Here is a 12,531-nt window from a genome sequence, read left to right as displayed (position 1 = left end):
ACCTACCAGAGATGCGCGCGATATGGGGAAAGAAGGACATACACCACATTGGGAATATCCTCGCCCGCGCGCTGTTCATAAAAATGTCCGATTAAAATCAGCAAGGCTTGTTTAACGGGAGTTGGCGTTTCACTCGGCAGCGGCGCTTGCAGATAGTTTTCTGAGTGAGATATCGCCGCCGAAAGTAAGGCGGTGAGAAGGGAATTTCCCTCCTCACCGTCAATGCGCAGGTATTCCTTTATTTCCGTCAGTGTCAGCGGCTCAGCCATTGGTCGGTTCCATGAGGCCCGCGGCTTTTAGCTTGGCCAGAAGCGAATTGAAGTCCGTCACCAGCCCTGCTATGGTAGTAGCCGTACTGTCAGCCTGAAAGGCGGCTGGCGTAAAAAGGCCGACCACCTGCCCGCCTGCCACAATCTCCAAGGTGCCGCCAATTACGGTTCTCTCCCCGCCTTGCTCCGTATAGTTTTTGACGTTACTCATCGCTTCTCACCTACGCTTTCATTTGGAGCACTTTGACAGCTTCGGCAAGAAGCAGTTTGCCGTCGACACGCTGAGTGGCCTTGAAGCCGACCTGCCCGGTTGCCGCATAGAGTTCGTTAAGCCGCTGGAAGGCTCTGCCCTGGCGGTCCGCCACCCAGTAGTAGCTGAAATCGCCAAAGGCGATGGTTTTTGCCGCCGCCGCGATGGCTGGAACATAAGCGGAGGTCTTCAGCGGACGGTTTAAGATGGTATCCGGCTGGCCCGCGGTCACCGAAGGCTGCCAAAGGTACTGGCCGTTTCCATCTTTCAGCTTGCGGATGGACTTGACGGTCGCGTCATTGGTGACGAATACGGCATTCTTGCGGTATGGCGATTTCAGCGAGTAGAACAGATCCATGATTTCGTCAATAGTGATGGCCGAAGCGCTAGCAGTCGTGATTCCCACGCCGGCACCGCCGGTGGTATTGAAAATGCCGGTAGGTTTTCCGGTGCCGTCGCCGACAAAGAAGGCTTCCTCCTCTTTCGCTCCAATGCGCCGGCCAAACTCCTTGGCGATATACTGCTCCAGGTTAAACACGCTGTCGTTTAAGAGCTCCTCCGACACCTTGATCATCGTAGCCAACTTGTAGGCTCCTATGGAAACCTGACCAAAGGCATCGTCCGACTCGGGGATCGCGCCTTCTTCGTCCACCCAGGAAGCGGTTCCCTTGGTGGCGACTACCGGAATTTTACGATCCCCCGATGAAGTGGTAATGATAGTAGCCAGTTGCCGGAAAATGTTTTCTTCCTGCAGGGTTTCCACCAGGGTGCGCTCAAATTCATCCGGCACCAAGTAACCGCCTTCGGAGTCGGTTCCAACTTGCAGGGCATTTTGCACATCAAAGCTGTTTTTGTTCTTCATTGCCTTCCAAAAGGCCGCTTTGTATTCGCCGGACGCCCGGCCGGTTTTCTCTGTCTCCTGATGCTGGCTGGGTTTGTTCGTAATGGCAGCGGTGGTAGGCTTGGACAGTTCGAGGTCCAGCACCGCTTGGCGCTCCAGGCGGTCGATTTCTTTACCCAAGCTCACAACATCGGCTTCCATCTTTTCATAGGTAGCAGTGTCTTCGGCTGACAGCAGACCATTTTCATTTCGCCGGGAATCTAAAAAAGCTTTGGTGCTGTCCCAAAGCTTGGCGCGCTTCTCGCGCAATTCCAGTATTTTATTCATAGTGAGTTCCTCCCTGTTTTTTATTTCAAAAGTTCAAGTCTAGTCAGCAGTTCTTTGTGCGGCGTCCCTGCCAATGCAGCCTGCGGCTTCTCTTTTTCCCTGGGAAGCTTCCGCAAAAAAGCATTGGTGACGGTTAGGCGGTCAAAAATAAAACCCTCTGCCGCATCCTGTGCATCAGGCGCGTAGAGGATTTTATCGGCAAAGCCCAGTTCCACCGCTTTTTGCGCGCTGAACCAGGTTTCCGCGTCCATCATATTTGAAATTTTTCCGCGCGGCAGGCCGGTCCGCTGTTCATAGGCGTTGATGATACTTTCCTTGACCTCGTTCAGCAGCTTAATGCCGCTTGCGAGATCAGCCGCTTCACCGAAGACAACCGTGGCTGGATTGTGGATCATCATCATGGCCACCGGCGACATCACAATTTCATCGCCGGCCATAGCGATCACCGATGCTGCACTGGCTGCGATGCCGTCAATCTTGATTGTGACCTTGCCTTCATACTCCTTGAGCATGGTGTAGATCTGGCTGGCCGCAAACACATCGCCGCCTGGAGAATTGAGCCAAACCGCGATGTCACCGGCAGAAGCAGTAAGCTCGGCCTTGAATTTTTCCGGGGTGATGTCATCGTCAAACCAGCTGTCTTGTGCGATGTAGCCGTCAAAATACAAGGTGCGGCCGTCCTCGTTTTTTACCCAGTTCCAAAATTTCTTCATTTGCTTCCCTCCATTCCCTTTGCATTCTTTTGGGCAAATGCCCCCGCGTCAGCCAGCTTAGTCATGTTGCCGTTGATGAGATACAAGTCTCCGCCCAATTCTGCCGGTATTCGGTTGAGGTTTTCCAGTTCGCGGATGTCGTTGCTGGAAAGCCAGCCGTTTTGCCTACCTACGGCATAGCCGTTCATCCGGCTCTGGTAGTCGCCGCGGAGCAGCCCGTCCACGTTGAATTTTACGAAGTACTGCCGCTTTTCGCTTTCGCTGAACAAGGCTCGCTGTATGGCTTCTTCCCAGCGAACCACCCACGGGTCCAAAGTATACATTACAAATTCCAGCGACTGCTGTTCGATATTGGAGAAGCTGGATTTCTCCAGATCGCCGATCATATGGGGCGGGATGCGAAAGATGCGGGCAATCTCGTTGATTTGGAATTTGCGCGTTTCTAAAAACTGCGCTTGTTCCGGCGGTATGCCTATGCTTTGAAACTTCATTCCTTCTTCCAGCACCGCTACCCGGTGGGCGTTGCTGCTTCCCTGATACACGGCGTTCCAGCTTTCCCGGATTCGCGCCGGGTCTTTGACCACGCCGGGATGCTCTAAGACACCGCCTGGATTAGCCCCGTTGGCAAAGAACTTGGCACCGTATTCTTCGGTGGCGATTGCCATGCCGATGGCGTTTTTGGCCATGGCGATCGGTGAATAGCCGATAAGGCCGTCAAAGCCAAGCCCTGGAATGTGGAGGACTTCGTAATTGCGCAATAAAAATGTCTGGCCATCCTTTTCATACTGGTAGTACAGAATTCCCTGATCGTTCCGGTTGACCAGCATTTTGTTTGGAAGCAACGGGTATAAGCTGACCACTCTGCCCCGCCCGTCCCGGATGATCTGCGCATAAGCATTACCCCATAACAAAAGATGCCCCATCAGTGTTTCACGAAACACGAATGAGGTCATCTCCGGGTTTGGCTCACTGTGGAGCAGATAGTATATTTGATGGTCCATGGCTTTTTCTTTGCCGTTGGTTGTATATCTGTAGGTGTGAAACGGCAGAGAAGCGATGGTTTCCGCCAGGATTCTGACGCAGGCGTAGACCGCCGTGGTCTGCAGCGCCGTTCGCTCATTGACCGTCTGGCCGCTGGAGCTTGCGCCGAAGAAAAAGCTGTAGGAGCTGCCCCAGAAGCTGTTTTGTGGGCTGGCTCTTGTTTGAAAAAGTCTTGATATAAAAGGAATCTTCATGAGTCACCTCCCAAAGAGCATTTTAATGTACATTGATAACAAGATTTATTCACTAAAACATGCTATAATTTTCAAGTAACAGCCAAATAAATAACCAAAACACCTATATCCTATAGGTTCATCTTGAAGAGAGGTATTATGATGGATTCAGCAATTCAAATAATCAATGGAATTAACTGGGGACAGTTCAAAGATCTATTTCTAACCTTGGCGGCTTTTTTGAGTCCGATCTTAGCCTTATATGGTGTAAAATTTACTCAAACCAATCAGAGAATGATTGAAAAGTCAAAACTAGATACAGAACAAGCAAAAATGGATATTCAAAAAAAGAAGAGTTATAATGATTTCGTAACTTCAGAAAGAATGAAATGGATACATAAGCTTAGAGAACAGTTTGCTGATTTTAGTGCCGCCTGCAACGAATACCATTTATACATCAGATTTATTAAAGGCCCAGAAATTGGCCTTAATAACACTGATATAGAGAAAATAAAAAAAATCCAATGGATGGCATCGTATATACAATTCTCTTTAAATCCTAACGAAGAAAAGGATCAGTTACATAAAGATGTCCTTAAGACAATCAGAAATATTCTTGACTTGATGGAATATTCTCATCCAGATAATGATGGGTATAATGAGAACTTCACAAATCACCTTTTTTCCTTTAACGAAATAGCAGCAAAGATATTGAAAGAAGAATGGGAGACTGTTAAGAAAGAAATGAATGCTTAATACGTTTAACGCCATAATCAAGAATCACAGCACCGCAAATGCAATCGGTGCTTTTTTCTTTGTCCAGCGCCCGGATAGATCAATCTTTACGTAGGCGGCATTCTTCCTTTATTGCAATACCAGACGCCACTATGAGTCAACTTATTTCGAAGAACTAAATAAACAGAATCCCTCTCCCATCATAAACGCTAGCATCGCTTTTATTTCGTATCGATCGGTCAAGCGCCATAATGACGGCGACAATTCCGTCGATCTTTTCCACCGACTTTTCCTTGTCCGGCTTGATATTTCCGGCTGGGTCCTGGCGCATAACCACGTTCTGCGCCATCCATTTGAGGACAGGGTTTCCGCCGTGATTGATGCTGCCTTCCATCAGCAGCTTATAGAGTTCCTTGGACGGCGGAGACATATCCTTGTATCCCTGCCCGAAGGGAACAACCGTAAATCCCATATCCTCCAGGTTCTGCACCATTTGCGTGGCGTTCCAGCGGTCATAGGCGATTTCCTTGATGTGGTATCTCTCGCCCAACTCCTCTATAAATTTTTCAATGAAGCCGTAGTGAATGACGTTGCCTTCGGTGGTCTGAATATAGCCTTGCAGTTCCCACACATCGTAAAGCACATGGTCCCGGCGGCACCGCAGCTCCAAAGTATCCTTTGGCAGCCAGAAGAACGGAAGCACGACATACTTCTCGTCCTCCGCGCGTGGCGGGAACACCAGGACGAAAGCGGTAATATCAGAGGTGCTTGAAAGGTCAAGCCCGCCGTAACACTCTCTGCCATGGAGCGAATCCATGTCGAGGGGAAGATCGCCCCGGCCATAGATATGCTCCGGAATCCAGCACACGGTCGCCGATGTCCAGATATTTAAGCGAAGCTGTTTGAACACATTTTCTTCCGCAGGATTTTCCAGCGCGTTTTTATAGGCTTCGCGGACACGCTCTATAGCGATGGTGTGACCGAGGGACGGATTTGCCTTGTACCAGTTGTCTTCATCATTCCAATCGTCCTGTTCGGTCAGCCCATATACAACCGGATAAAAAGTACTGTCTTTTTTGCGACCGGCCTTGATATCCAGCGCTTTGGCGTGCAATTCATAGCAGATGCTGTTCTTATCATTTCCTGCTGTGGTTATGATGAAGAACAGCGGCTGCTCACGGGCATCTCCGGAACCTTTGGTCAGGACATCGTACAGTCTGCGATCCGGTTGGGCGTGAATTTCGTCAAAAACAAGACCAGACACGTTAAGACCATGTTTTGTCCCTGTTTCCGCCGAAAGTACCTGATAAAACCCTGCATTAGAATAGTTCACGATGCGCTTAGTGGCGGCTGTAATCTTCGACCGTTTTAACAAAGCCGGCGACATCTGCACCATCTGCTTGGCCACGTCGAACACAATGGAAGCCTGCGACCTGTCGCAAGCGGCTCCGTACACTTCGGCGCTAGGTTCGTTGTCGGCATACAAAAGATAAAGGGCAATGGCGGCTGCGAGTTCCGACTTGCCCTGTTTTTTCGGTATTTCTATATAGGCGGTAAGAAACTGCCGTTTGCCGTTCTCGCCGACAATGCCGAAAAGATCCCTGACAATCTGCTCCTGCCAAGGCAATAGCAGGAACTTCTTTCCCGCCCACTTGCCTTTGGTGTGGCAGAGATTTTCAATAAAAGCAACCGCCCGGTCAGCCTTTGCCTTGTCATAACGGGAAGTTGCAAGTATGAAGGGAGAAGGCGTGTAGTGGTACGACATCATTCACCGCCTCCCAACAGTTGCTCCATCTCGTCTGTTGGATCAACAGAGCCTTCGCCTGCCGCAATTCTACTTCTGGCCGAAGGCGTAAGGCCGAACTGCTCGCAGAATTTCAGCATGATTTTTAGGTTTGTCTGGGCTATGGACACCTGCGGCACTTGCTGCAGATAGCCGTTGGGAGTTCGGATCATCGTACCATGCTGGGTTATAAATTCTTCGGCTTCCTTCCAGCGGGCATACGCCTGACAATATCCCGCGAAAGCCGCCATATCCATTTCCGTTAGCAGTCCCATCTGCTCTAAGAGCTTGCCCATGCGTTTCCATTCTTTTTTTGCTTCCTCTTCCAGCCACGAAGGACAGCGCGGGGCTTTTTTATTAGGCTTTGGTTCATTTTTGTTTAACGGCCGTCTGCCCGGATTGCCTTCCAGTTCCTTAAGAGCGGTCGGTTTTGGTTTTCTTCCTCTCTGCGCCATAAGCCCCTCACCTCCTCATATCAGCTTTCATGGCATGAAAAAAAAGACCTCCGAAGAAGTCTCGTGTCTGGTTGTACGAGAAACAGCCCCTGCCAGGGCCGCATCTCAATATGCTATTTTAGTCTACCTTTTTGCACAAATCCTCTCCGTAGACCACGCTCAGGCTGCCGCCGTTGTCCCAGGAAACCATAATGCTGCCAATGTCGTCCACGCCGGTTACCGTCCCGAGAGTGCCAATGGGCGGCGCCTGTTCGTCATTCATACGCACAAGCTCAACCCTCGTGCCGGCAGGATACTGTCTGCGCAGCCGCTCGACTATTTCTCTTTTAACAAACATCGCCATCCTCCTCGCACAGGTTTTGTTTTCTGGCCAGCAAGCGGGCCTTATGCTTTTCCTCCTCTGCCGGTGTGCGAAAGGCGGCGCTACCGGAAAGACGGGCCAGCAGAACTTTTCGGGTCTTTTTGAAAGCGTCGCCGCTCATACCCAGCCGGAGCAGCCAGGTTCGCATGGCGTATTTGGGGTTGTCCTCTTGGGCGGGTTTGAAGGAAGAGTATTTAAGCTTTCTGGCATTCTCATTCATGCAAACCGCCAGATCCAAAAAGGCCGTCATTTCCTCCACTGCCATGTTTTCTTTTACCAGCTTCACGGCCATGGTCTGCTTTTCAAAATTCATTTCAAATCCAAGGCAGTGCCCATCTCCGAATTCACTCCAAACCGCCTGAAAACTCTCCATATCCTCGACGCTTCTTTTGCAAAGTTCCTCCGCCAAGCGGCTGTCCACCAGCGACCGCGTCAGGGCAAAGGCGCTCACAAGCAGCCTCTCTTTGCTGGCGAGCATGTTGATCAAATTTCGCAGACTCGCCGCCGTGTGGCCTTCCAGCGGCAATTCAACCGCATACCCCGAAAGCGGCAGTTCCTCCCACCCGATCGGCTCCGGCTCTTCGGCTGGCTCGGTCTGGGGTTGGTTCAATACTTCTTCAGCGGAATACTCGCGGCCGGTTTGATCTCTGACTACGCCATGACGGTCGATTAGGAAGTTTCCCGCTTCGCAATAGATTTCATACGCGCAGCTTGGTACGCCAAGATAGTTTGCTTTGACTCCCCATTTTGTTTCCAGCGCCTGCACAAGTTCTTTGCGAGTCATTGTTCACACCCCGCTTCCCGTACCCACTTCAACGTGTTCACCAATTCTTCAATTTCGCCAACCGAGTAGATCAGGCATTCGTCATTGTCCTTCGCCGTCGGGGCAAGCACCAGGTTGCCGCCCCATTTCCCAACAATCACATAACTTTGCTTCGAGTAGGTGGCTTGAAACCGGTCGCCTTTTTGAATTCTCATGTGTTTTCCCTCCCTGTGTTTTGGTAGTCTATATATCACTCTAAACACAGGAATTAGCAAGGGCTTACGCACATGTTTCCGTAGATTTCCCTTATATTTCTGACCGTTCAGAACGATCATATACCATCTTCAGTTCCAGCAGAGAATACACAATCCGATCCAGCAGGCGTTCTTCGCATTCGCTGACCGCAATGCCTTTGGCCAGAGCTACGTTATGCTTGTCCACCAGCGTTTCGGCTACCAGAAACATGGCTGCGCAAGGGTCCTGAGCATACATAGATGGGTATAGCCGCTCGGCAGTCTGGCGAAAATTCCAGAAGAGATCACCGCTTGCGCCATAGCCTTCATTTTTTCTAGCAAACAGCTTTTGAATATCCTCGAACTTATCTTGAATAAATAGGACAAAATCAGTTCTCCGGGTCTGTTCCACAGCTTCACACCTCCACCAGTTCAGAATCCATCTCCGCTTCGTAGGGAATTCGAATCCCGTCACGCAGCAAAAAGACGCCGGATAAATCTCCGACGGCTTCAACAAAACGATTAACGATGACGTCTGTAAATTTCTCATCCAGTTCAATGCCATAACAAATACGTCCCGTCTGCTCGCAGGCAATCAGCGTGGAGCCGCTTCCCAGAAAGGGGTCAAGCACAATGCAATTGCTCATGCTGGAATTCTGAACCGGGTACGCCATTAAAGCCACCGGCTTCATTGTCGGATGCTCTTTAGAGGATCTCGGGCGATCATATTCCCAGACGGTGGTCTGCTTGCGGTCGGAGTACCATTGGTGCCTGCCGCCCTTCTTCCATCCGAACAGACATGGCTCATGCTGCCATTGGTAAGGAGAACGGCCAAGAACCAGCGCGTTTTTCTTCCAGATGCAGCACCCGGAAAGATAAAATCCGGCATCGGCAAAGGCTTTGCGGAAGTTAAACCCCTGGGTGTCTGCGTGAAATACATAGATGGAAGCGTCGTTTTCCATGTTCTGCTCCATATTGACGAACGCCGCGAACAGGAACTTGTAAAAGTCCGCATCCGGCATATTGTCGTTTTTAATTTTTCCGGCGGCTTCCTCCACGTTGACGTTATACGGCGGGTCGGTCACCACCAGATTGGCCTTGCCGCCATTCATGAGAGCAGTATACGTTTCCGGTAAAACAGCGTCGCCGCAAATAAGCCGGTGCCTACCAAGCAGCCAGATGTCACCTTTTTGTGAAATGGTCGGCTTCTTTAAGGCTTCGTCCACATCGAAATCGTCTTCCTTGATTTCCTTGTTGTGAACCTTTGAGAAAAGCTGCTCGATTTCCGGCGCTTCAAAGCCCGTAAAATCCGTATTGAAATTTGCCGTTTGCAAATCCACGATCAAATCAGCAAGAAGCTGTTCATTCCATGCTCCCGTGACTTTATTGAGAGCAATATTCAGAGCCTTGACCTTGTTCTCGTCCCTGATTTCAACGACTACACATTGCACCTCGGTATATCCCAAGTCTTTCAGGACCGTCAGCCGTTGGTGTCCGCCGATAACCGTCATATCATAGTTCACAATAATGGGTTCCACATAGCCAAATTCCAAAATGGAATTCTTGATCTTCTCGTATTCCTTATCCCCCGCTTTCAGCTTTTTGCGCGGGTTGTATGCCGCCGGGCGAAGCTCCTCCACCGGCACTGACTGCCATTTCATTTCACTCATGCTTTTCCTCCTCACTCCGGGCGGGACTTGCATATGGCTCTCTGCCTTCCTCCTCCCGCCAAAATCTGTCATGCACATAACATTCATGACGGCAGTACCTTCTGTTTTTGTTGCCGTATACGGTAAAATGCTGACCGCAGTAAACGCAGGTCTTTTCATAAAAAGCCGCTTCCTTTTTACGCGACTCCTCCGGGTGTGCGGCCCACCATTCCCGCCTGCATTTTTCTGAACAGAATCTTCGCTTTCGGCCTATCGCCGGCTGCAGAATGACTGTACCGCAGCATCCGCAAACGTCACCCTGCTGCATCTGTTCTTTCAGATTCACAACCACTTCTGTCGCATAACCGTCAAGTCCATGGCTTTTGCAGTAGTTGCGGACCACATCGCGGGAAAGTCCAAGAGTGGAAGCAATGGCTTTGTAGCCGATTCCCTTCATCCGGAAATTCCGTATCTGTTTTTCCTGGACACTCGTCATTGCTTCACATCCTTTTCGCAAAATCTTTGCATAGAAAAAGGCCGCAAAACCTTGCATTTGAGCAAGTGTTATACAGCCTTAACCGTAACAATTCCGCGAAACTGCCGATGCATCCGTTGCTAATTTTCATTGGCGTTTTCGCTATTTATTTCAAAATTTGCAGGTGTTCCAACGCTCCTCTGGTATCCCCCCTGCCTAATTCTGCGATTTTTCACGCGAAGGGGGGCGGCGGTCTGGGGGGTAAAGGCCGTAAAGATCTGACCCGCCCCTCCCCTCGGCTCACCGCCGTTTCTTAGCATGATTGTTAGTAGTTATATTCCTGATGCTGATCCATCGTCCGGGTTTTCCTGTCGTGGCACTTTTTGCACAGCGGTTGCCAGTTGCTCTCGTCCCAGAACAACGCCTTGTCTCCCCGGTGCGGCTTGATGTGGTCCACAACGGTCGCTGGAGTCAATTTTTCGGTCAACTCACACTCCGCGCAAAGAGAATGCTTTGCCAAGAACCGCTTTCTCGCCTTTTGCCATTGACTACTATAGCCACGTTCAAGGGCGCTGGCTCTATCACCAATATGCAGGTTAGCATGCTGATCGCAGTAACGATCGTTCGTCAGTCGTGGGCATCCCAGATGCTTACACGGTTTTTGTGGTCTTTTCGGCATACCTACTTTCTCCTTTCGTATGTACGGATGCGTGAAAGGATGAAAGAAAGACGCATCCGGCCAAAGAAAAAGAGCCTGGAGGTCAACTCCAGACTCGTATCATTTCTAGGCAATTATAAGTATAGCGCAGTCGAAATGAAAAAGCAGTACACCGTTAGTACACCTTTAGTACACCTTGAAAATCAAATGTTAATTAATCATGACTACACAAAATACCGTAACCTTCCTTCCTATTCGTCTCAATGTATGCCTTATAAATACGAGGAACATTGCCAAACTGCAAATTAATCAGTTTTTTTATTGATATTTTTTTATCATATGGCAATAAATAAAACTTCTCTCCTCCCATTTTTCTTCTTACTGTATCAACTATACCAAAAGTATTTTCTACAATATTATGTTCTTGACAATACATATCATTATAGTTGTAGCAATGAATTTTCAATAAATATCCAAGCATTAAAGAGGATAATCTATAAGCATATTTTACATCTGCCAATTGTTCTGTTAATTCTGTTTCGAATTCATTTATTTTAAAGGACTCTATTTCTTTAAAGTCAAACGCACAATCTAACACCGGTGTTTCCAAAGCACCTAAATCATCAAAGTTCTTACCATTCAATGAAATCCCTTCATAAAGGGTACGCCCATATTTTTCATGACTATGGGAATAATTACACTGTAATAATTCACCGTTAGAGAATTTTGACTTTCTAAGTGGCCTTTTTCTAAACAAGTATGTGTAATCTCCAAATATAGCAGAGACATCACTTTTACACGCATTCTTAAATGAAATTTTATAAGAACTGCTTTTCTCTGAAAATGATTCTATAGAGTTCACTGTCCATATCATTTGTTTTCTCCAAAAAATCGCGAATAACAAAGGGCTTTCAGAATTATCTTCATATTTTTTCAAAACATTATAAGTATGTTTAAGCAATTCAAATGTCTGCTTATCACCATCCACTAATTTAGCCTCGACTAAAATTTTTTTTATATTATCTGAACTACCTACTTCATACATTATTTCAAAATCTGGTACTTGCATTTCCTCTTTTGATTTTTCTGGAAATTGTTCCTGCCCCAATGGAGTAATTAATCTTATCCAAGGTAAAAGTGAATAAATTCTTCGAAAAAGTTCTTCAGAATAGTAGCCTTTAGAAAAATTATCATATCGTTTTCTAGTATTCTCATCAGGTACTATTGCTTGTAACAATCTTTGTATATCTTCATCAGAAAACGCATTATTGTTATCTCTTGCAGCCTTAACAACATCAAATACTGTTCTCATAGCTTGTATAGAGTGCGCCATATAGATTCCCCCTTTTAAGTCAATGATCTAAACATACTATACACTAAATCAGTATAATCTCTTTTTTAAATTAAGTATATCTTTCTTGCCCACATATAACTTTCTAATTATATTCTTCAAACACCCCGATTTGTATCTGTATCGCCTTTGTAATTTTCTCCATGATTTCAGTGCTCTTTATAGTACCCTTTTTCTCCAGAAGGCGGTCCTTATCAATGGCTTCCACCTGTTCGGCAAGCGCCAGGCTTCCACAGCTTAATCCAAACCCAGCGGACGCGGGAATATACACGTGGGTTGGAAGGAACCGCTTCTTATGAACTTTAGATGTCAGTGGCACCACCGTAATGACCGGTGAATGCTCATTTGCCTTATTGTTGCTGACAATTACCGCCGGACGGATTCCGCTCTGTTTTCGCGTATCTATGTTCTCTCCGAAATCCACATAATAAATGTCGCCTCTTCTGCACATTGC

17 protein-coding genes are annotated in these 12,531 nt (G+C 48.0%); 1 reads left to right on the top strand and 16 read right to left on the bottom strand.

Features of this window, described 5'->3' with window-relative positions; all coding sequences use genetic code 11:
• Nucleotides 1–2: 2 nt before the first annotated feature.
• From F3H20_RS08830 to F3H20_RS08810, 5 genes are read right to left on the bottom strand one after another with little or no spacing between them, the layout of a single operon-like run.
• Entirely contained in the window at nucleotides 3–269 is a 267-nt protein-coding gene (locus tag F3H20_RS08830; protein WP_149734561.1) for a head-tail connector protein, read from the bottom strand.
• On the bottom strand, nucleotides 262–480 hold the full coding sequence (locus F3H20_RS08825; protein ID WP_149734560.1) for a head fiber protein: 219 nt from the start codon (nucleotides 478–480) through the stop codon (nucleotides 262–264). Before F3H20_RS08825 ends, F3H20_RS08830 begins: the two co-directional genes overlap by 8 nt.
• A gap of 10 nt (nucleotides 481–490) precedes the next feature.
• Nucleotides 491–1,687 carry a phage major capsid protein gene (locus F3H20_RS08820; RefSeq protein ID WP_149734559.1) on the bottom strand — a complete coding sequence of 399 codons (1,197 nt, stop codon included), beginning with the start codon at nucleotides 1,685–1,687 and terminating at the stop codon, nucleotides 491–493.
• Between the two features lie 20 nt (nucleotides 1,688–1,707).
• Nucleotides 1,708–2,400, bottom strand: a complete 693-nt coding sequence (locus F3H20_RS08815; protein ID WP_149734558.1) for a head maturation protease, ClpP-related — start codon at nucleotides 2,398–2,400, stop codon at nucleotides 1,708–1,710.
• Nucleotides 2,397–3,635, bottom strand: coding sequence for a phage portal protein (locus tag F3H20_RS08810; protein ID WP_223191694.1), 1,239 nt, complete (start codon nucleotides 3,633–3,635; stop codon nucleotides 2,397–2,399). Before F3H20_RS08810 ends, F3H20_RS08815 begins: the two co-directional genes overlap by 4 nt.
• Nucleotides 3,636–3,773: 138 nt before the next feature.
• On the opposite strand from F3H20_RS08810, the gene F3H20_RS08805 reads away from it, so the two are divergent.
• Entirely contained in the window at nucleotides 3,774–4,370 is a 597-nt protein-coding gene (locus F3H20_RS08805; RefSeq protein ID WP_149734557.1) for a hypothetical protein, read from the top strand.
• A gap of 154 nt (nucleotides 4,371–4,524) precedes the next feature.
• On the opposite strand, the gene F3H20_RS08800 is transcribed toward F3H20_RS08805, so the two are convergent.
• The 11 genes from F3H20_RS08800 to F3H20_RS08750 all read right to left on the bottom strand — a co-directional run bounded on the left by F3H20_RS08800 (nucleotide 4,525) and on the right by F3H20_RS08750 (nucleotide 12,528).
• Nucleotides 4,525–6,117, bottom strand: coding sequence for a terminase large subunit (locus F3H20_RS08800; protein ID WP_223191693.1), 1,593 nt, complete (start codon nucleotides 6,115–6,117; stop codon nucleotides 4,525–4,527).
• The gene (locus F3H20_RS08795; protein WP_149734556.1) at nucleotides 6,114–6,587 is read right to left on the bottom strand and encodes a phage terminase small subunit P27 family; all 474 of its coding nucleotides are present in this window, start codon (nucleotides 6,585–6,587) and stop codon (nucleotides 6,114–6,116) included. The genes F3H20_RS08800 and F3H20_RS08795 overlap by 4 nt, the downstream gene beginning before the upstream one ends.
• Before the next feature lie 118 nt (nucleotides 6,588–6,705).
• On the bottom strand, nucleotides 6,706–6,924 hold the full coding sequence (locus F3H20_RS08790) for a DUF4314 domain-containing protein (RefSeq protein WP_149734555.1): 219 nt from the start codon (nucleotides 6,922–6,924) through the stop codon (nucleotides 6,706–6,708).
• On the bottom strand, nucleotides 6,914–7,732 hold the full coding sequence (locus tag F3H20_RS08785) for a hypothetical protein (protein WP_149734554.1): 819 nt from the start codon (nucleotides 7,730–7,732) through the stop codon (nucleotides 6,914–6,916). Before F3H20_RS08785 ends, F3H20_RS08790 begins: the two co-directional genes overlap by 11 nt.
• The gene (locus F3H20_RS08780) at nucleotides 7,729–7,926 is read right to left on the bottom strand and encodes a hypothetical protein (RefSeq protein WP_149734553.1); all 198 of its coding nucleotides are present in this window, start codon (nucleotides 7,924–7,926) and stop codon (nucleotides 7,729–7,731) included. The genes F3H20_RS08785 and F3H20_RS08780 overlap by 4 nt, the downstream gene beginning before the upstream one ends.
• Nucleotides 7,927–8,017: 91 nt before the next feature.
• The gene (locus F3H20_RS08775; RefSeq protein ID WP_149734552.1) at nucleotides 8,018–8,356 is read right to left on the bottom strand and encodes a hypothetical protein; all 339 of its coding nucleotides are present in this window, start codon (nucleotides 8,354–8,356) and stop codon (nucleotides 8,018–8,020) included.
• A 4-nt stretch (nucleotides 8,357–8,360) separates the two neighbouring features.
• Nucleotides 8,361–9,614 (bottom strand): site-specific DNA-methyltransferase, encoded by a 1,254-nt coding sequence (locus tag F3H20_RS08770; RefSeq protein ID WP_223191692.1) that lies wholly within the window; start codon nucleotides 9,612–9,614, stop codon nucleotides 8,361–8,363.
• Nucleotides 9,607–10,089: an RNA polymerase subunit sigma-70 gene (locus F3H20_RS08765; RefSeq protein ID WP_149734551.1), complete on the bottom strand. Its 483-nt coding sequence runs from the start codon at nucleotides 10,087–10,089 to the stop codon at nucleotides 9,607–9,609. Before F3H20_RS08765 ends, F3H20_RS08770 begins: the two co-directional genes overlap by 8 nt.
• A 304-nt stretch (nucleotides 10,090–10,393) precedes the next feature.
• Nucleotides 10,394–10,747 (bottom strand): HNH endonuclease, encoded by a 354-nt coding sequence (locus F3H20_RS08760; protein ID WP_149734550.1) that lies wholly within the window; start codon nucleotides 10,745–10,747, stop codon nucleotides 10,394–10,396.
• Between the two features lie 193 nt (nucleotides 10,748–10,940).
• The gene (locus tag F3H20_RS08755; protein WP_149734549.1) at nucleotides 10,941–12,059 is read right to left on the bottom strand and encodes a hypothetical protein; all 1,119 of its coding nucleotides are present in this window, start codon (nucleotides 12,057–12,059) and stop codon (nucleotides 10,941–10,943) included.
• Nucleotides 12,060–12,162: 103 nt separating this feature from the next.
• Nucleotides 12,163–12,528: a type II toxin-antitoxin system PemK/MazF family toxin gene (locus F3H20_RS08750; RefSeq protein WP_149734548.1), complete on the bottom strand. Its 366-nt coding sequence runs from the start codon at nucleotides 12,526–12,528 to the stop codon at nucleotides 12,163–12,165.
• Between the last annotated feature and the right edge of the window lie 3 nt (nucleotides 12,529–12,531).

This window comes from Propionispora hippei DSM 15287 (genome assembly GCF_900141835.1).
Taxonomy (GTDB): domain Bacteria; phylum Bacillota; class Negativicutes; order Propionisporales; family Propionisporaceae; genus Propionispora; species Propionispora hippei.
The sequence above is the reverse complement of the archived record's forward strand: the minus strand, read 5'-3'. Positions and strand labels throughout refer to the sequence as shown.